This window comes from Compostimonas suwonensis (assembly GCF_002797855.1).
Taxonomy (GTDB): domain Bacteria; phylum Actinomycetota; class Actinomycetes; order Actinomycetales; family Microbacteriaceae; genus Compostimonas; species Compostimonas suwonensis.
Window position 1 is genome coordinate 134,050 of record NZ_PGFB01000003.1, and the last position, 18,573, is coordinate 152,622.

Annotated in this window: 19 protein-coding genes and 1 tRNA gene; 9 read left to right on the forward strand and 11 right to left on the reverse strand. The window is 69.0% G+C overall.

All coding sequences use genetic code 11. The annotated features are described in order from the left end of the window. Positions 1 to 180 precede the first annotated feature (180 nt). From CLV54_RS08450 to CLV54_RS08465, 4 genes are all read left to right on the forward strand, one after another. Positions 181 to 495, forward strand: a complete 315-nt coding sequence (locus CLV54_RS08450; RefSeq protein ID WP_157802882.1) for a DUF6907 domain-containing protein — start codon at positions 181 to 183, stop codon at positions 493 to 495. Between the two features lie 99 nt (positions 496 to 594). Beyond that, a complete protein-coding gene (locus CLV54_RS08455) occupies positions 595 to 1,266 on the forward strand; it encodes a DNA alkylation repair protein (protein ID WP_100345011.1) in 672 nt (223 codons plus the stop codon). A 205-nt stretch (positions 1,267 to 1,471) separates the two neighbouring features. After that, complete coding sequence (locus CLV54_RS08460) at positions 1,472 to 1,906, forward strand: helix-turn-helix transcriptional regulator (RefSeq protein WP_100344544.1); 435 nt, start codon at positions 1,472 to 1,474, stop codon at positions 1,904 to 1,906. A gap of 19 nt (positions 1,907 to 1,925) precedes the next feature. After that, positions 1,926 to 2,336, forward strand: a complete 411-nt coding sequence (locus CLV54_RS08465) for a VOC family protein (RefSeq protein WP_100344545.1) — start codon at positions 1,926 to 1,928, stop codon at positions 2,334 to 2,336. Positions 2,337 to 2,385: 49 nt separating this feature from the next. On the opposite strand, the gene CLV54_RS08470 is transcribed toward CLV54_RS08465, so the two are convergent. The 3 genes from CLV54_RS08470 to CLV54_RS08480 form a co-directional block, all read right to left on the reverse strand. Further along, positions 2,386 to 3,762: an FtsX-like permease family protein gene (locus CLV54_RS08470; RefSeq protein WP_100344546.1), complete on the reverse strand. Its 1,377-nt coding sequence runs from the start codon at positions 3,760 to 3,762 to the stop codon at positions 2,386 to 2,388. Next, positions 3,759 to 4,523 (reverse strand): ABC transporter ATP-binding protein, encoded by a 765-nt coding sequence (locus CLV54_RS08475; RefSeq protein ID WP_157802883.1) that lies wholly within the window; start codon positions 4,521 to 4,523, stop codon positions 3,759 to 3,761. The genes CLV54_RS08470 and CLV54_RS08475 overlap by 4 nt, the downstream gene beginning before the upstream one ends. 152 nt (positions 4,524 to 4,675) lie before the next feature. Continuing rightward, positions 4,676 to 4,748 (reverse strand) — tRNA-Lys (locus CLV54_RS08480). Positions 4,749 to 4,929: 181 nt separating this feature from the next. On the opposite strand from CLV54_RS08480, the gene CLV54_RS08485 reads away from it, so the two are divergent. After that, complete coding sequence (locus CLV54_RS08485; RefSeq protein WP_100344548.1) at positions 4,930 to 5,559, forward strand: DNA-directed RNA polymerase subunit beta; 630 nt, start codon at positions 4,930 to 4,932, stop codon at positions 5,557 to 5,559. Positions 5,560 to 5,795: 236 nt separating this feature from the next. On the opposite strand, the gene pstB is transcribed toward CLV54_RS08485, so the two are convergent. From pstB to CLV54_RS08525, 8 genes are all read right to left on the reverse strand, one after another. Further along, complete coding sequence (gene pstB / locus CLV54_RS08490) at positions 5,796 to 6,575, reverse strand: phosphate ABC transporter ATP-binding protein PstB (protein WP_100344549.1); 780 nt, start codon at positions 6,573 to 6,575, stop codon at positions 5,796 to 5,798. 31 nt (positions 6,576 to 6,606) lie between these two features. After that, entirely contained in the window at positions 6,607 to 7,710 is a 1,104-nt protein-coding gene (gene pstA, locus CLV54_RS08495) for a phosphate ABC transporter permease PstA (RefSeq protein ID WP_170061971.1), read from the reverse strand. After that, positions 7,707 to 8,876: a phosphate ABC transporter permease subunit PstC gene (gene pstC, locus CLV54_RS08500; RefSeq protein ID WP_211294498.1), complete on the reverse strand. Its 1,170-nt coding sequence runs from the start codon at positions 8,874 to 8,876 to the stop codon at positions 7,707 to 7,709. Before pstC ends, pstA begins: the two co-directional genes overlap by 4 nt. Positions 8,877 to 8,938: 62 nt before the next feature. Continuing rightward, complete coding sequence (pstS, locus tag CLV54_RS08505) at positions 8,939 to 10,069, reverse strand: phosphate ABC transporter substrate-binding protein PstS (RefSeq protein WP_100344551.1); 1,131 nt, start codon at positions 10,067 to 10,069, stop codon at positions 8,939 to 8,941. A gap of 225 nt (positions 10,070 to 10,294) precedes the next feature. Continuing rightward, a complete protein-coding gene (locus tag CLV54_RS08510) occupies positions 10,295 to 11,233 on the reverse strand; it encodes an NUDIX hydrolase (RefSeq protein ID WP_100344552.1) in 939 nt (312 codons plus the stop codon). Next, entirely contained in the window at positions 11,230 to 13,407 is a 2,178-nt protein-coding gene (locus tag CLV54_RS08515) for an RNA degradosome polyphosphate kinase (RefSeq protein ID WP_100344553.1), read from the reverse strand. Before CLV54_RS08515 ends, CLV54_RS08510 begins: the two co-directional genes overlap by 4 nt. A gap of 113 nt (positions 13,408 to 13,520) precedes the next feature. Next, a complete protein-coding gene (gene mshD / locus CLV54_RS08520) occupies positions 13,521 to 14,492 on the reverse strand; it encodes a mycothiol synthase (protein WP_100344554.1) in 972 nt (323 codons plus the stop codon). After that, on the reverse strand, positions 14,458 to 15,153 hold the full coding sequence (locus CLV54_RS08525; RefSeq protein WP_100344555.1) for a response regulator transcription factor: 696 nt from the start codon (positions 15,151 to 15,153) through the stop codon (positions 14,458 to 14,460). Before CLV54_RS08525 ends, mshD begins: the two co-directional genes overlap by 35 nt. 99 nt (positions 15,154 to 15,252) lie before the next feature. On the opposite strand from CLV54_RS08525, the gene CLV54_RS08530 reads away from it, so the two are divergent. The 4 genes from CLV54_RS08530 to CLV54_RS08545 all read left to right on the forward strand — a co-directional run bounded on the left by CLV54_RS08530 (position 15,253) and on the right by CLV54_RS08545 (position 18,570). After that, complete coding sequence (locus tag CLV54_RS08530) at positions 15,253 to 15,561, forward strand: hypothetical protein (RefSeq protein ID WP_100344556.1); 309 nt, start codon at positions 15,253 to 15,255, stop codon at positions 15,559 to 15,561. Positions 15,562 to 15,697: 136 nt separating this feature from the next. After that, entirely contained in the window at positions 15,698 to 16,294 is a 597-nt protein-coding gene (locus CLV54_RS08535) for a heme-binding beta-barrel domain-containing protein (RefSeq protein WP_100344557.1), read from the forward strand. A 2-nt stretch (positions 16,295 to 16,296) separates the two neighbouring features. Continuing rightward, complete coding sequence (ygfZ, locus tag CLV54_RS08540) at positions 16,297 to 17,442, forward strand: CAF17-like 4Fe-4S cluster assembly/insertion protein YgfZ (protein ID WP_100344558.1); 1,146 nt, start codon at positions 16,297 to 16,299, stop codon at positions 17,440 to 17,442. A 6-nt stretch (positions 17,443 to 17,448) separates the two neighbouring features. Beyond that, complete coding sequence (locus CLV54_RS08545) at positions 17,449 to 18,570, forward strand: FUSC family protein (protein ID WP_157802884.1); 1,122 nt, start codon at positions 17,449 to 17,451, stop codon at positions 18,568 to 18,570. Positions 18,571 to 18,573 lie beyond the last annotated feature (3 nt).

Below are 18,573 nucleotides of genomic sequence, written 5' to 3' on the forward strand. Positions count from 1 at the left end.
GAACAGGGGATTGACCGCGAATCCGCTCCCCCTGGAGTGTCGGTGGCAAGCGCGACAATGGGCCCACGGATCGCCCCACGAGCGGATGCGGTCGTCGGCAGGGCACCCCGGCGGCGGCGTCATCCACGGCGGTCCCGAGCGCCCCGACGGGCGGGTCGCTCGGCAGAGGAGGGCCGCGCAGTGACCAGATACCGCCCCGCTTGGCAGCAGACGCCGTGCCCGCCGTGGTGCGTGCAGGAGCACGCCGACGCAGATCCGCCGGCCGACCGCCGCCATGTGGGCAGCGGCCACCCGGTGCCCGTGGTGCTCGCGCCCGGCGGCCGGGCGGTCGCGACATCCGCCGAGCTGAGCATGATCGTCTGGCGGTTCGACGGCTCCCCGGAGACCTGGGTCTATCTCGGCGACGGCACCGGCCAGCGCATCGAGGTGAGCCTCGAGTCGGCCCGCCGGCTCTTCGCGCAGCTGCCCGGGCAGCTCGGCCGGGTCGTGCCGTGATGACACCGCTGCTCTCGACGAAGGGGCTCGCCCCGGAACGAGCCCGCGTCGTAGGCTGAACCCACGCGCGAGGGAGGGGAGGCCGAGGTGGCCCAGACGATGACCGGCACCACTGCGGCCGAGGTGCTGGTCGAGCTGGCCGCGCTCGAAGATCCGCAGCTCCGCGCCGTGAACCTCCGGCACGGTGACGACCACGGGGTGAACCTCGGTGCTCTGAGAGCGATCGCCAAGCGGCTGAAGACCCAGCAGGATCTCGCACGCGAGCTGTGGCAGACCGGCGAGACCCCGGCGCGACTGGTGGCCATTCTGATCTGCCGCCCGAAGGCCTTCGAGCGCGACGAGCTCGACGCCATGCTGCGTGAGGCGCGCATCCCCAAGGTGCACGACTGGCTCGTGAACTACGTGGTGAAGAAGAGCCCGCATGCCGAGGAGCTGCGCCTGGCCTGGTTCGCCGATCCCGATCCGGTGGTCGCGAGCGCCGGCTGGGCGCTGACCGTCGAACGTGTGGCGAAGGCGCCCGACGGTCTCGACCTGCCCGGCCTGCTCGACGTCATCGAGACGCAGATGAAGGATGCCCCGGACCGCCTGCAATGGGCGATGAACCACTGCCTGGCGCAGATCGGGATCGACGACCCCGACCTTCGAGCTCGCGCGATCGACATCGGCGAACGCCTGGAGGTGCTCAAGGACTACCCCACGCCCCCGAACTGCACCTCGCCGTTCGCGCCCATCTGGATCGCCGAGATCGTGAGGCGGAAGGACGCCCGGTAGGGTCACTCGCCTCCGGTGACGTCGACCGCCTGACGCACGAGCTCGCCGAGGCGCTCCCACGCCTGCTCCGACGGATCCTGCAATGCATACGCGGTCGGCCAGAGTCCGCCGTCCACGCTACGGCCCGGCCGCGGCCCGCGACTTCTCGATTCCTGACCGACCCGCGACCTCGTCGGCATGCCGTGGTTGCTGCAATTATGGAGTCATGGCAGCCCACGAGGCGAAGACGACGGATCGGAGCGCGGTCATCGTCATCCGACGTGTTCGCGACCGCATCGACCGCGAGTACTCCTCGCCGTTGAACGTGGAGGATCTGGCGCGGGGCGCGCATCTGTCGGCAGGGCATCTGAGCCGTGAGTTCCGTCGGATCTACGGGGAGTCGCCGTACTCCTATCTGATGACGCGTCGCATCGAGCGCGCGATGACCCTGCTGCGCCGCGGTGACCTCTCGGTCACCGACATCTGCTTCACCGTGGGCTTCTCCTCGCTGGGCACCTTCAGCACCCGGTTCTCCGAACTCGTCGGCGTCTCCCCGCGCGCCTACCGTGAGGATCCGTCGCGCTCGCTGCGCGGCATCCCGCCCTGTCTGGCGAAGCAGATCACCAGACCGGTCAGGAATCAAGAAGTCCGCGTCGGCTGATCCGCCTAGCGTGGGTGGCATGGACATCACCATTCACTACGCATTCCTGCCCCACACCGATGCCGAGGCGGCTCTCGGGTTCTATCGCGATCTGCTCGGATTCGAGGTGCGCAACGACGTCGGATACGAAGACATGCGCTGGATCACGGTGGGCCCGGTCGGCCAGCCCGGAACCTCGATCGTGCTGCAGCCGCCGGCGATCGATCCCGGCATCACCGCCGAGGAGCGGGAGACGATCCTGAACCTGATCGCCAAGGGCGTCTACGGGGGCGTCACCCTCGCCTCCGACGACCTTGACGGCCTCTTCGAACGTCTGCAGGCGGGAGGGGCCGACGTCGTGCAGGAGCCCACGGATCAGGACTACGGCGTGCGCGACTGCGCCTTTCGCGATCCCGCCGGCAACCTCATTCGCGTGAACCAGATCGATTGACCGGGTGGATGACGCCGCTGCGCCCGGCGTGCCCTCCCGGAGCCGCCGGCTACTCCGAGGCCAGGAGGCTGGGGATGCTTCGCCTCGTCGGTGCGACGGCGGGCGCGACGGTGGCCACTCCGACGATGACCGCGCCGGCTCCGGCGACGATCAGCGCCGTGCCGATGCCGTAGACGGGCACCACCCCGGTCATGGTGTGAGCGAACGCGATGGCGACGACGAGGCCGACGACCCCGAAGATCGACAGGGCGATCAGGAAGGCGGTGACGACGTAGATCACGGCCTCGAAGATCGCGCTGAGCGTGGTGGTCGTGAAGGTGCCACCGCTGACGGAGACCAGCGCGTTGTCGCGCGCCCGGGTGCGGCTGGTCATGAAGATGACTGCCGCGGATCCGAGCGCGGCGAGAAGCAGCGCCGGACCGAGGCTCGTGAAGATCGATGCCGAGTTGATGTCGGTGGGGCCGCCACCGGCCGCCATCGCATTCGCGGCGGTGAGGAACACCGTGTACATCGAGCCGGGCATGGCGATGCCGACCATAAGCGGGGTTATCGCCGCGGTGCTCTGCGTGATCCGGTAGCGGCAGGAGCGGCGGGCGAGGAACCATGATCCGGAGAGGCCGCTGGGGATGACCGCGGTCCAGGCCCGCATCAGCGAGGGATAGAGGATCGGGCCGAGGGAGACGGCCAGGGTGGTGAGGGCGATGCTCAGCAGCAGCCCGAGGCTGGTCACGGAGTCCAGTCCGACGGGTCGGCCGTCGGGGGTGAGGGAGGGAGACATCGCAGCCACGGCGAGCCCGACGCCGATGGACGCCGCGCCTGAGATGCCGGTGGCGACCCAGCGGGAGGCCCTCATGCGAATCCGAGGGGGTTCCGGCTCTCGCAGCGCCTCGATCGGAGGCACCCGGCCGGCGCGGCGCGCGGCGCGGATGCCCGAGAGCACCACGACGCCGGCGAACAGGCCGAATGCCCAGAGGGCGGTGCCGCCGTAGACGATGACGGTGCCCGCCGGCGCACTGGTCTGCACGACGACCAGATCCAGCAGCGGCTGAGCGATGATCCGGCCGAGCCCCACACCCGTACCGGTTCCGATCAGGGCGAGCATCACGAGCTGCGCGAGCACCATCGCCGTCACCTGTCGTGGCAGGATTCCGGCCAGTTGCAGAAGCGCGTATCCGCGGCGACCGGAGGCGACCGCGAGGTTCGTCGTCGCGCCGGTGATCGCGATCGCGGCCAGTACGGTGAACGCGAGCACGGTGATGCTCGCCGACTGGAGCGACCCGCTCGCCTCGGCCGGCAGTGCCGCCGCCGTCTCGATCTGAGCCAGCGTGGCCGCGCACACGGCCGAGGCCGCCACGACGACGATGAGGCTTCCCAGCCACAGGCGGTATCCGCGGACGAGCTCCTTCGCAGCGACGACCAGGATCATGCGGCCGACGCCCCCTCGCCCGCGGCTCGCACGGCCTCGAGCACGTCCTCCGCGGTCGGCGCGATCAGCTCGGAGTGGATCAGGCCGTCTCGCAGCACGAGAACCCGGTCCGCACGCGCGGCGGCCTCGAGATCGTGGGTGACCAGCACCACACTGCGCTCACCGGATGCCGCATCCCGAAGCAGCGACAGCACCTGCTCACCCGTGCGCGTATCCAGGGCGCCGGTCGGCTCGTCCGCGAACACCAACGACGCACCGGAGGCGAGCACCCTCGCGATGGCCACCCGCTGCTGCTGGCCGCCCGACAACCGTCCCGGCAGGAAGCCGCCGCGCTCGCTCAGTCCCACGGCGCGCATCGACTCCCGCGCTGCGGAGGCGGCGCCCCGGCGCCTCGCGAGCCGGCCGGGCAGCCCCGCGTTCTCTGCGGCCGTCAACGAGGGGATGAGGTTGTAGGCCTGGAACACGAAGCCGATCGCGTCGCGCCGCAGCTTCGCCAGGGCATTCCGCCTCAGCGCGGCCAGATCGCGACCGAACAGCGATACCGTCCCCGACGTGGCCGGCTCCAGTCCTGCCAGGCAGTAGAGCAGGGTGGACTTGCCCGAGCCCGAGGGCCCCACGATCGCGACCATCTCGCCGGGATCGACGCGGAGAGAGACGTCGCGCAGAACCGTGACCGGTGCCGAGCCCTTCGCTGAGTCGAACACCTTGGAAAGGGACTCGGCTTCGATCAGACCGCCGCCGTTGTGGGAAAAGGTCGCCATCACACCATTATCGACCCCGAGTCCTATCTGACCCGGGTCCCTACGGTTGAGGTGTGCGCGCCTGAGTGTATGGACGATACGCTTCCGTCGAGAGCTCGAGCAAGGCAGCCGGAGGCACATCGCGGAGAGCCGGCGGCGGGTGACGGGGAGGGTGGGCCCCGTCGGGCTCGAACCGACGACCCAGGGATTAAAAGTCCCTTGCTCTACCAACTGAGCTAGAGGCCCCTCGGTGAACAATCTACCCGACTGCGGGCGAGCCCGCGTGCGAGAGGGGTGTGGCGCCCGCTACGCGCAGGGCGAAATCGTGCGGAACGGGAAGGGAAGCGGCATCCGTCGTCGTTAACCTTGATCGGTGCGCTGCGCATGCGGTGGCGTCGAACACACAAGGCGGAGAAGAGGGGTGAGCATGTCGGGTGAGTTCCACAAGCCCACGAAGTTCTCGGGGAGCAAGTTCGAGGGGATGATCGGCGGCGAGGACCCGGCTCAGATCAGCCGCGTCGCCCACGAGACCGCCACTGCGCTGCTGAGCCGCGTGCGCGAGGACCCCGATCCGCAGATCGTCGAGCGGCTCGTCGCCTACACCGACGAGCACGGTATCGACGCGCTCGCCGAGCTCTGGTCGCGGTCGAGCGCTCGCAGCCTCCCCGGGGCGCTCTGGCGCATCTACCTCATGCGTGTGCTGATCCGCCAGGATCCCCAGGGAACGAGCTACCTCTTCCAGCGCGGCACCGAGGTGTCGACGACCATCGATCCGGTGGTCGCCGGTGCGCCTCTGCCCGCAGGGCCCGGTGAGATCACCGAGCTGGCCGACCAGATCCTGCGCGGACTCTTCCAGGGCGACTTCGCGGTGGCCCTCGACCGGGCCGCGGCGTTCTGCCGGGTGACCGCCGTCGGCGCGACGAGCCTCGCCGACGACCTCGAGCCCACAGAGCCGGATCGGGCGACCGAGCTAACGACGAGGGCGCTCCGGCTCTCGCAGACGGCGGCGGAGTTCACCTCGTGCGCGCGCCTGTGGAGACACGAATCGCTTGAGTAACGACTGCTCGTTACAATTGAAGCTGGTCGGGCCGCAGTAACCCCGGGCTCCAATATTCGCCGCTCTGAGCGGCCTCTCGCCGAGAGGCGTTCTGCGGTCCGACCTTTTATTCTCCCGGACACGGCTCTCGCCGACGCGGCATCTCCGTGGACGCGGCGTCTCCGCGCGCACGGCTTAAACGATGATGCCGGGCGTGACCTGTGAGGTCGCGCCCGGCATCCGTCGTTCGTAGCTGGTTATCCGAAGCGGCCCGAGACGTAGTCTTCCGTGGCCTGAACGCTCGGGTTCGAGAACATGGTGCGCGTGTCGTCGTACTCGATGAGGTGGCCGGGCTTGCCGGTTCCCGCGATGTTGAAGAACGCGGTCTTGTCGGAGATGCGGCTGGCCTGCTGCATGTTGTGAGTCACGATGACGATCGTGTACTCCTGCTTGAGCTCCTCGATGAGGTCTTCGATGGCGAGCGTCGAGATCGGGTCGAGGGCCGAGCACGGCTCGTCCATCAGCAGCACGTCGGGGGAGACGGCGATCGCGCGGGCGATGCAGAGACGCTGCTGCTGGCCGCCGGAGAGACCGGAGCCGGGCAGGTGCAGGCGGTCCTTGACCTCGTTCCAGAGGTTGGCGCCCTGGAGCGACTTCTCGACGAGCGCGTCGCCCTCGCTCTTCGACATGCGCTTGTTGTTGAGCGTGACACCGGCGAGCACGTTGTCGCGGATCGACATGGTGGGGAACGGGTTCGCCCGCTGGAACACCATTCCGACCTGGCGACGCACGAGCACGGGGTCGACCCCGGCGGCATAGAGGTTGTTGCCGTCGATCATGACCTCGCCCTCGACGTGGGCGCCGGGGATGACCTCGTGCATGCGGTTGAGCGTGCGCAGGAAGGTGGACTTGCCACAACCGCTGGGGCCGATGAACGCGGTGACGGTCCGCGGCTCGATCGAGATGGAGACGCCCTCGACGGCGAGGAAGTCGCCGTAGTAAACGTTGAGGTCGTTGACTTGGATGCGCTTGGACACGATCGTTCCTTCGAGGTTCGGATAACCGGGTCTACCGCGCGCCCTTGGGGGCGAAGACCTTGGCAATGACACGGGCGATGATGTTGAGGATGACGACGAGGATGACGAGCAGGAGGGCTGCGCCCCAGGCCGACGCGTTCGACGCTTCGATGTCCTGGCTCGGGAACTTGTAGCCGGTGTACGCCATGACCGGAAGGGTCTGCATGGGGCCCTCGAAGGGGTTGGCGTTGAAGTTGTCGGTGAAGCTCGCCGCCATGAAGATCGGGGCCGTCTCACCGATGACACGGGCGATGGAGAGCATGACGCCGGTCACGATGCCGGCGATGGCCGTGGGCAGCACGATCTTCACGATGGTCGAGAACTTCGACACCCCGAGGGCGTAGGAGGCCTCGCGCAGGTCGTGCGAGACGAGGCGCAGCATCTCTTCGCACGAGCGCACGACGATCGGGATCATCAGCACCGAGAGGGCGATGGAGGCGGAGAAGCCGCTGAACGCCTTCGGCCCGACGATGAGGGTGAAGAGCGAGAACGCGAACAGACCCGCGACGATCGAGGGGATGCCGGTCATGACGTCGACCAGGAAGGTCACCGTCTTGGCCATCCACTGGTTCGGCTGCGCGTACTCGACGAGGTAGATCGAGGTGAGGATGCCGATGGGGATCGAGATGAGGGCCGCGATGCCCGTGATGATGAGCGTTCCGACGATCGCCTGCCAGGCGCCCGAGACGTCGGTGACCTCGAGGGTGTCGGGGTTGAAGGCTGAGCCGCCGACCTGCGTGATGAAGGTCCAGTTGAGCGAACCGATGCCGTTCACGACGACCGTGACGAGAGTCGAGATGAGAGGGGCCAGGGCGAGGAGGAAGGCGACGGTCACGAGACCGCGCACCACCCGGTCGACGGCCTTGCGCCGGCTCTCGACGACCGATGACAGGATCGCCAGCGCGATGAGGTAGATGATCGCGGAGAGCACGAGCCATCCGACGACGTTGAAGCCCATGAGCATGAGCACGAGCGCGCCGACGACGAGCGAGGCGCCGAGCAGGTACAGCTCGACGAATCGCGGGAGCTGGCCGGAGGTCAGGGAGTTGGCGATCGGACCGGTAGGTCGTCGGCCCGGGCTGATGGTCGCGGTCACGCTTTCGTTCCTTCGGGTTCATCCCGACGGGCCGCGGCGAGCGGGCCCGCGACGTCGTCGACCGCGGTCACGGTCGCGGGATCGGACGGGGGAAGCTGGCTGATCTTCTTCGTGGACTTCTTGTTGTTCGAGGCCGGACCCGTGCGGGTGACGATGACCCGCGCGATCATGTTGACGGCGAGCGAGATGACGAAGAGCATGAGGCCCGTGCCGATGAGGGCGTCGCGCTGCAGGCCGTTGGCGATCGGGAAGTTGAGCGCGATGTTCGCGGCGATCGTCTGCGAGTTCTCGCCCTCGGTGAGCAGGCGGGGGGAGATGAGGATCGCGGGGGAGATGATGAGCGCGATGGCCATCGTCTCGCCGAGTGCTCGGCCGAGACCGAGGAGCGTGGCGCTCACGACGCCCGAGCGGGCGTAGGGGAAGACCGCGAGGCGGATCATCTCCCACTTGGTGGCCCCGAGTGCGAGGGCCGCCTCTTCGTGCAGACGAGGCGTCTGCAGGAAGATCTCGCGGGAGATCGAGGTGATGATCGGCAGGATCATGACCGCGAGCACGACGGCTCCGGCGAAGATCGTGGAGCCCGTGGTCGAGACCTGGCCGCCGAAGAGCGGGATCCAGCCGAGGTACTCGTTGAGCCAGTCGGAGAGCGGCAGCAGGAAGGGGCGGATGACGATGATGCCCCAGAGGCCGAAGACGATGGAGGGCACCGCGGCGAGCAGGTCGACGAGGTAGCCGAGCACTCCCGCGATGCGACGGGGCGCGTAGTGCGAGATGAAGAGCGCGATGCCGATGGCGATCGGGGCGCCCATGATGAGTGCGATCGCGGAGGCCCAGAGCGTTCCGAAGATGAGGGGGCCGACATAGGCCCAGAAGTTCGGGTACCCGCCGGTGGGACCGGAGTTCAGGTCGCCGGAGGACTCCCAGTCGGCGCTGATGGCGGGGATGGCCCGGATGATGAGGAAGATGGCCACACCGGCGAGGATCACCATGATCGAGGCGGCGGAGCCGGTGCTGAGCCCGCGGAAGATGCGGTCTGCGGGCCGGGACTTGACCCGGGCCGCCCCGGCTCCCTTTGCAGGGGAGCCGGGGCGGCGTGCGGGGCCATTCCCGGTCGTCTGATCTGGGTCACTCCGAGGGACGGACTGAACAGCTGTGTTGTCGCTCACTGCGCTCTCTCTCGGGATGTTCGTGACGAGTCAGACGGTCGGACTTGTATTGCGGGGTCGAACTAGCCGATGAGGGCCAGGCTGTCCTGGATCTGCGACAGCATGTCGGCCGGGATCGGAGCCGATCCGGCGTTCTTCGATGCGATCTGCTGACCGGCGTCGCTCGCGACGAAGCCGATGTACGACTTGGTGAGGTCGGCCTGCGTGGCGTCGGAGAACTCGGTGCAGAGGATCGCGTACGAGATCAGCGGGATCGGGTAGGCGTCGGCCTCGGTGATCGCGGTGTAGTCGATGACCTGCGCGAGGTCTCCGTCAACGCCCGTGTCGACCGTCGTGGAGGCAGCGGTGAACGCGTTGGTCGCGCCCTCCTGGCTGAACTCGACGAAGTCGGTGCCGGTGCCGACCTGGATCGCCGCAGCGGTCAGGTCGCCGATGGCGCTGTGGTCGGCGTAACCGATCGTGCCCTCACCGGCCTTGACGGTGTTGACGACACCCGAACCACCCTGCTGAGCGCTCGAGCCGGCGATCGGCCAGGCGTTGCTCGGCGCGTTGGTCCAGATGGACGGCTGAACCGCGCTGAGGTAGTTGGTGAAGTTCTGGGTCGTGCCCGATCCGTCCGAGCGCGTCACGGTCGTGATCGCGGTCGCGGGGAGCGTCGCGTCGGGGTTGTCGGCCGCGATCGCCGGGTCGTTCCAGGTGGTGATCTGCATGCTGAAGATCTTGGCGAGGGTCGCCGACGACAGCTGGAGGCTGTCGACACCCGGGAGGTTGTAGATGATCGCAACGCCGTCGAGGTAGACGGGGAGGTTCAGGCCGCCGCCGGCGCCGCAGATGGTCTGCGAGGATGCCTGCTGGTCGTCCTTGAGGGGCGAGTCGGAACCGGCGAAGTCGTAGCTGCCTGCGAGCCAGTTGGTGACGCCGCCGCCGGAGCCCTGCGACTTGTCGTAGTTGATGGTGACGCCCTTGGCCTGGGCGGTGAAGGCCGTGATCCAGGCTGCCTGTGCGTTGGCCTGTGCGCTCGAGCCACCGGCGGTGATGGTGCCGGCAAGCGAGCTGTAGTCGACGGCGGGGGTCGTCTCGGTCGGAGTAGACGTGCTGCCGGCGTCGGTCGAGCCGCCGCCTGCACACGAGGAGAGGACGATCGCCGCGGTGATCGCGAGCGCTCCTGCCGCTGCCACGTTCTTGAACTTCACTGTGTTCCCTTCGAGGTGCGAGTGCCCGGCGTGCGAGTCGACGTTGTGATACTCGCCCTGACAAGCCGGGCGGGCCGGTGCTGACCCGCCGTCGAGGCTACGTTGCATCCTTAACGACAATCCCCTAATTCGGTAAACGGAAGGTAAACGACAGCCCAAGCGTTAGGGACCGAGGCCCGGGATCACGCGGATTCTTCTCCCGTGCTCGCGCCAAAACGCGGAGGGTCAGAGACGCGGGGAATGCGTCTCGATCGCGATGATGCCCGATGCGGGACTCGTGCGTGAGAGGTGCACGACGGCGAAGGCCGCGGTGTCGAGAGTGCTCGCGTTGTTCACGTACGAGCCGGCGGGCGTGCCGGTCGCGAGAGAGATCTCGCGGATGATCTCGGGCAGCACGGGGCCGTGGCTGCACAGCACCGAGGTCTTGCGGGAGCGCACACGGCGCCCGACGACCTCGCGCACGTCGGCCTGGCCGTTCTCGTAGGCGTCCTGGCTGATCGCGGCGGTCGTCACGACCTTGCGGCCGACGGCGCGCGAGAGCGGCTCGACCGTCGACTGGCAGCGCTGAGCCGTGCTGCTGACGATCCGGCGCGGGCGCCAGGCGGAGATCGTGTCGACGAGGCTCGCGGCCTGCTGCTCGCCGCGTCGGCTGAGGGGGCGGCTCGCGTCGTCGCCCTCCCACTCGAACGGAGGCACCGCCTTCGCGTGGCGCAGTGCGATGATCGCGTAGGTGCCGAGCACACCCTGCTTGACGAGCGCCTGGAAGGTGTCGAGGATCTCGACGTCGCGCTCATAGCTGAGGGCGGCACGGGCCTTCTTGATCGTGAGCCACTCGAGGCCGGCCACCTCGTCGTTGGGCAGGAAGGTCGAGGCGTTCACGGCGTCTTCGGTGATCTCGGCGGCCCAGTAGTGCACGATCTTCTCGCGCCCGCTCATGAGCGGGTATCGCGAGATGCCCAGCGGCACGCCGAGGGCGACCCTCAGGCCGGTCTCCTCGAGGATCTCGCGCACGGCGGTCTGGGGGAGCGTCTCGCCCGGATCGACCTTGCCCTTGGGCAGCGAGACATCCTTGTGCTGAGTTCTGTGGATGACGAGCACGTGGGGCTTGTCGTCCACGATCCGCCAGCAGACGGCTCCGGCAGCATAGACGGCGGCTTCCGTCATCGGCGGGTGCCCACCCGCCCGCGCTGCGAGATGATCTGCATGAGCTTGTCTTGCATGTCGTCGAGGCTGTTGCCGTTCTCGTCGACGGAGTGCCGCGTCCAGGTGCCGTCGGGGTCGAGCCACCAGGAGGAGGTGCGCTCGTCCATGGCCCGATCGAAGAGCGAGGCGATCTCGACGAGGTGCTCGGGCGCCGTGAGCCGCACGAGGGCTTCGACGCGGCGGTCGAGGTTGCGATGCATCATGTCGGCGCTGCCGATGAACACCTCGGGCTCGCCGTTGTTCACGAAGGAGAAGATCCTGGAGTGCTCGAGGTAGCGGCCCAGGATCGAGCGGACGCGGATGTTCTCGCTGAGACCCGGCTGGCCGGCCTTGAGACCGCAGATGCCGCGCACCCAGATGTCGATGGGCACACCGGCCTGGCTCGCCCGGTAGAGCGCGTCGATGATGACCTCGTCGACGATCGAGTTGAGCTTGATGCGGATGCCGCTCGGCAGACCGGCCTCGGCGTTGCGTGCCTCGGTCTCGATCCTCTTGACCAGGCCGCGGCGCAGGTGCAGGGGGGCGACGAGGAGGCGCTTGAACTTCTTCTCGATGGCGTAGCCCGAGAGCTCGTTGAAGAGACGGGTGAGGTCTTTGCCGACCTGGTCGTCGGCCGTCAGCAGGCCGAGGTCTTCGTAGATGCGGCTCGTCTTGGGGTTGTAGTTGCCCGTGCCGATGTGGCTGTAGTGGCGCAGGGTGCCCTTCTCCTGGCGCACGACGAGCGCGAGCTTGCAGTGCGTCTTGAGGCCGACGAGACCGTAGACGACGTGCACGCCGGCCTTCTCGAGCTTGCGCGCCCAGGTGATGTTGGCCTGCTCGTCGAAGCGCGCCTTGATCTCGACGAGGGCGAGCACCTGCTTGCCCGACTCCGCGGCGTCGATGAGGGCCTCGACGATGGGGCTGTCGCCCGAGGTGCGGTAAAGGGTCTGCTTGATGGCGAGCACGTGCGGGTCTGCCGCTGCCTGCTCGAGGAACGCCTGCACGCTCGTGGCGAACGACTCGTAGGGGTGGTGCAGCAGGATGTCGGAGCGGGAGATCGACGTGAAGACGTCGCCCTCCGCGTTGTGCTCGGAGGGCATGAGCTGCAGCGCCGTGGTCGGCACGTGCTTGGGATAGCGCAGGTCGGGACGGTCGATCTTCGCGAGGGAGAAGAGCCCGCCGAGGTCGAGCGGCGCCGGCAGGCGGTAGACCTCCTGGTCGGTGACGTCGAGCTCGCGCACGAGCAGGTCGAGGGTCAGCGGATCCATGTCGTCGGTGATCTCGAGACGGATGGGCGGGCCGAAGCGCCGCCGCAGGAGCTCTTTCTCGAGAGCCTTGATGAGGTTCTCGGACTCGTCCTCCTCGATCTCGACGTCTTCGTTGCGGGTGACCCGGAAGACGTGGTGCTCGAGCACCTCCATACCCGGGAAGAGGTCGCCGAGGTGGTTGGCGATGAGGTCTTCGAGGGTGATGAAGCGCTTCTGCTCCGAGCTCTCGCCATCGTCGACGGCGACGAAGCGCGGCAGCATCTGCGGAACCTTGAGCCTCGCGAACTCGACCTTGCTCGTCTTCGGGTTGCGCACCCGGATCGAGAGGTTGAGCGAGAGCCCGGAGATGTAGGGGAAGGGATGAGCGGGGTCGACCGCGAGCGGCATGAGCACGGGGAAGATCTGCAGGGAGAAGTAGTCGCGCAGCCGCGCCCGGGTCTCGGCGTCGAGCGAATCCCAGGTGACGAAGGTCAGGCCGGCTGCGGCGAGGTCGGGGCGCACGGACTCCTGGTAGACGGCGGCGTGGCGAACCTGCAGCTCGTGCGCGCGGCGGGAGATGTCGGAGAGCACCTCGGCGGGGGCGCGCCCGACGTTCGTCGGCACGGCGAGGCCCGTGAGGATGCGGCGCTTGAGGCCTGCGACCCGCACCATGAAGAACTCGTCGAGGTTGCTCGCGAAGATCGCGAGGAAGTTTGCGCGTTCGAGCACCGGGAGCCGCGGGTCTTCGGCGAGCTCGAGCACCCGCTGGTTGAACGCCAGCCAGCTCATCTCGCGGTCGAGGTACCGGTCGTCGGGAAGTGCGGGATCGTCACGCTCGAAGGCCGGCTCGAAATCGTCGTCGAAATCGCCGCCGATCACCGTGTCTTGGAGTTCGTTTGACTCGTCCATAGCTTTTATCATGGCACCCGCAACGGGCGCCGCAGCCTGCGCCGAGTTAACGGTGTCTTAACGAGCTGTCCACCGAGGCGCCGTGGGGAGGATGCCGCTCCCGTCGTCGCCGCTCAGATCCGGCTGTATTGCACGTCGACGTTCTCGTCGACGAAGCCGAGGGAGCGGTACAGGCGCACGGCGGGGGCGTTGTCCGCCTCGACGTAGAGGGTGGCAGCCGAGAGCCCGCGCTCGCGGAGGGCACGGAGGCCGCGGTGCATGAGCCTCGTGCCGAGACCGCGGCCCGAGGCATCCGGGTGCACGCCGATCACGTAGATCTCGCCGACGTCGTCACCGGGCTCGACCTTGAGCCAGTTGTAGCCGAGGAGCGCGCCGTCGTCGGAGCGCGCGAGGAAGAAGACGGAGGGGTCGAACCAGGGCTCGGCCTCGCGGGCCCGCACGTCGTCGGCGGTCATGGCGCCCTGCTCGGGGTGGAAGGCGAAGGCCAGCCGGTTGAGGGCCACCCAGTCGTCGCGGTCGCGCTCGGGCCGGTACTCCTCGACGGTCACGCCGCCTGCATCGGCCGGCTCTCTCTCATCCGCGGCCTGCTCGTCGCCGGGACCGGAAGCGCCGGGACGATCTGCGGAACCGTCGAGCCCGAGCCCGAGCCCGAGCCCGAGCCGGAGCTGCAGCAGTGTGCGCACCGCCTCGAAGCCATGGCTCGCGGCCAAGGCCCGCGCGGCAGGATGGTCGCCGTGCGACCAGGCCGTGAGCGCCGCCTCCGATCGCAGCCGCTCGGCGAGCAGCCGTTCGAGCAGCGCGGCGCCGACGCCCCGGCGGCGGTGCGCGGGATGCACCACGAGATCGAGCTCGCCGGCGCCCACGACCGCGGCCGCGAGCGGTTCGGCCTCGCCGCCCGCCGCGTCGCCGAAAGCGACGAGGGGGGAGCGGCGGCCCGACGCGAGGTCGAGCCGGGTCTGCTCGTTGAACGGATCGTGCCCGTCGGCCGCCTGCGCGGCGGACGCGACCGCCTCGAACGACCCGCCCGGCCCGGAGGAGCCGTCGGAGGGGTCAGGCGTCGCCAGCCGGAGTGCTGTCGCGCTCATTGTCCTCTTCGTAGACGTTGAAGCGGTAGCCGACGTTGCGCACCGTGCCGATGAGCGACTCGAGGTCGCCGAGCTTGGCGCGCAGCCGCCGCACGTGCACGTCGACCGTGCGCGTGCCGCCGAAGTAGTCGTAGCCCCACACCTCGCTGAGCAGCTGCTCGCGGGTGAAGACACGCGACGGATGCGTCGCGAAGAAGCGCAGGAGCTCGAACTCCTTGAAGGTGAGGTCGAGCGGGCGGCCGTGCACCTTCGCCGAATAGCTCGCCTCATCGATGACGACGCCCGAGGCCTGGATCTTCGACGAGGACTGCTCGAGCGACTGCCTGCCGATCGAGAGGCGGATGCGCGCATCGATCTCCGCGGGCCCCGCCGTCTCCAGGATCACGTCGTTGACGCCCCAGTCGGCGCTGACGGCCGTGAGACCGCCCTCGGTCAGCACGAGCACGAGGGGCACGGTGACGCCCGTCGTCGTGAGGATCTTGCACAGCGACTTGGCGCTCGCGAGGTCTCTGCGGGCGTCGACGAAGATGAGGTCGGCACTCGGCGCGTTGATCAACTGGGCCGGTTCGGCGGGGATCTGGCGCGTCTTGTGGCTGAGCAGGGCGAGGGCGGGCAGAACCTCGGCGTTGACCGCAGAGGTCAGGATCAACAACTGCGCCACGGATCCTCCAGAGAATACTTGTGCCAATCCTAGCGGGGAGGGATCGTCCGGCGAATCTCCCCCGATGTGGCGCGCCCCCGTCTACGGCAGAATGGAGCTGTGACCCTCGACAGCGAGACCCCTTCCGCGGTGCCGAGCGGCCTGCCCACGAACCCGTGGCACTGGCTCGCCATCGCGACGGTGTGGGTGCTCGCCGCGATCGGGGCGCTCCTCACGGCCCTCCTGGCGCCCTCGTCCGACTACCTCTCGTGGACGTCGATCATCCTCGCGCTCTGCGTCCTCGCGACCTTCGGCATCCAGCTCGCGACCCGGGAGCGCATCGGCTTCGTCGACCGGGTGACCCTCAGCCTCGTCGGCGCCGTGGTCATCCTCGCGGTGGCGACGATTCTTCTGACCGTGCTGCCTTAGCGCATAGACTTGAGCCATGTCGTTGCTCGCACTGGAACTCTTCTTCGTCGGCCTGCTGGGTCTGGCGAGTCTGGCGATCGCGTGGGTGTCGGTCGTCGTCGTCTACAAGCTCTTCCGGGGGCAGCGGTAGCCCACGATGATCGAGATTCCGACGGGTCTTCCCGCAGAGCTCGTGCCCCTGTCGTGGCTGCTCGGCGTGTGGGAGGGCACGGGGGTCATCGACTACACCGTTGCTGACGAGACGGTCAACAGCGAGTTCGGCCAGCGCGTGAGCTTCAGCCACGACGGCCTGCCGTACCTCAACTACCACTCCTACACCTGGCTCCTCGACGAGGCGAACACCCCGCTCGTGACCGAGACCGGCTACTGGCGGCTCTCCCGTCCGCTCGGCGAGGGAGACCCCGGCCCCGCGATGCTGCCCGCCGTGGGCGAGGCCCGGTTCCGCACCGCCGACGACGTCGAGACCCTGCGCAACACTGCGGGCGGGTTCGACGTCGAGGTCGCGCTCATCCATCCCGGCGGGGTCTCCGAGCTGTATCTCGGCCAGGTGAAGGGCCCGCGCATCGACCTCGCGACCGACGCCGTCATGCGCACGGCCGGCGCGAAGGACTATTCGGCGGCCACCCGCATCTACGGGCTCGTCGACAACCATCTGCTCTGGGCCTGGGACATCGCCGCTCTCGGTCAACCCCTGCGAACCCACTCATCGGCCCGACTCGCGAAGGTCGACTGACCATGTCCGACTCACCCTTCCTCTCCCTGCCCGGAGCCGTCGCCGACGAGGGGCTCGACGCGGGCGTCGCGGCGCACTACGGCTCGCCGTTGCGCGAGCAGCGCCTGCTCGCCGCGGGTGAGGCGGTCGTCGACCTCTCGAACCGCTCGGTCCTCGCCGTCACGGGCGCCGACCGGCTCAGCTGGCTCGACTCCATGACCTCGCAGCGTCTCACGGGCCTCGCTCCCGGCCAGGCCGCCGAGACGCTCTTCCTCGATCCGAGCGGGCGCATCGAGTTCGACGTGCACGCCCTCGACGACGGCGTGACGACCTGGCTCATCGCCGAACGAGACGAGGCCGAGGGCATCGTCGGCTGGCTGGACAAGATGCGTTTTATGCTCCGGGTCGAGGTCGCCGACCGCAGCGACGAGTTCGCGGTGGTCGGTTACCTGGATGCCGCGATCGAGGCACCCGCGCGAACCGTTGTGCAGGCGGCATCCCCCGACGGAGTGGAGCTGCGCTGGGCCGACGTCTGGCGCGGTGTCGAGGCAGGCGGACACCAGTACGCCCACACCGACGACCACCCCGCCTCGCGCTGGCCGTGGGTCGAGGCGATCGTCGAGCGGTCCGAGCTCGAGGCGCTCGCGCGTCGTGCCGCGGCCGGGGAGGTCGTTCTCGCGGGCTCGCTCGCCGCGGAGGCCCTGCGCATCGAGGCCTGGCGCCCGCGTTTCGGCCGCGAGGTCGACGACCGCTCCATCCCGCACGAGCTCGACTGGCTGCGCTCGGCGGTGCACCTCACGAAGGGCTGCTACCGCGGCCAGGAGACGGTCGCGAAGGTGCACAACCTCGGCCATCCCCCGCGCAGGCTCGTGCTGCTGCACCTCGACGGCTCGGAGTCGGTCTTCGCCGCGCCGGGCGACGTCGTGAGCGTCGAGCGCGACGGCGAGCTGCGCGCGGTCGGCACCGTGACGAGCAGCGCGATCCACCATGAGCTGGGCCCCATCGCGCTCGCCGTCGTCAAACGCAACACCGACGCCGAGGCGACTCTGCTCGTCGCGGCGCAGGACACGACGATCGCGGCCTCGCAGGAGGTCATCGTGCCCTCGGATGCCGGCGCGGCCGTCGACGTGCCGCGGCTGCCGCGGCTCGGTGCCGTCACGCGGGGTTAGCCCCGGATGACGGCGGCACCCCGCACGACCGGGTGGCGCGCGCCGTCCTGGCGTCAGGTGCGGCGCTACCTCGACCCGGCGGGCCGGGCCGGGCGGGTCTGGAACTCGGTGCCGGCCGCCGTGCAGATCACCGTCGCGGCGGTCGTCGCCTTCGCGGTCGCGCACTACTGGATCGGCCATGCCGCACCCGTCATCGCCGTGACCGTAACGATCTCGAGCCTCGGCTTCACCCGCGACGCCAGGCCCGTCAAGGTGCTCGAGACGGCGATCGGCGTGACGGTCGGCATCGCGCTCAGCGAGACCCTGCTGCTGCTCTTCGGCCAGGGTGTCTGGCAGCTCGGCGTCGTCATCTTCGCGACGCTGCTCGTCGCGAGGTTCCTGTCGGGCTCCGCGGCGTTCGCGATCGCCGCCGCCGTGCAGTCGGCCCTCATCTCGGTGCTGCCGGCGCCCGCAGGCGGTGCGTTCACACGCACGGAGGACGCGATCGTGGGCGGCCTCGTCGCCCTCGTGTGCACCGCGCTCATCCCTCGTGACCCGCGGCGGGCCACGAGGCGCGAGGCGAGGCGGCTCTTCGCCGAGTTCCTCGCGGTCGTCGCCTCCCTCGTGATGGCGCTGCAGCTCGGCGACGCCCGGGCCTCGGGCCGCGCGCTCGCCCGTGCGCGTGCGACGGGCCCCGTGCTCGACGCCTGGCGTTCCTCGCTCGACTCGGCGATCGCGATCGCCCGCATCTCGCCGTTCCTGCGCCGGCACCTTCCCGAGCTGCGCGAGCAGGCCGCCATCCTGTCGGGCATGGAACTCGCCGTGCGCAATCTGCGGGTCGTCGCCCGGCGCACCGACTACATCGTGCGCGACGGCGAGGCGCGTGTGGAGCTCGCCGAGCTGCTCTCCTCGCTCTCGAGCGGTGTCAACGTGCTCGGGCAGGGGCTCTCGAACGGGGAGCTGCGGATGCGGGCCCGCCAGAGCCTCATCCTCGTGGCCGTGAAACTCGACCCGCAGCTCGTGCTGCCCGGCTCCACGGTCATGGACGCGAGCCTCGTGATGCAGTTGCGGCCGCTCGTCGTCGACCTGCTGACGGCGACGGGGATGCCGCTCGCCGAGGCCCAGGCGACCTTGCCGTCGTCGGGCTAGGGT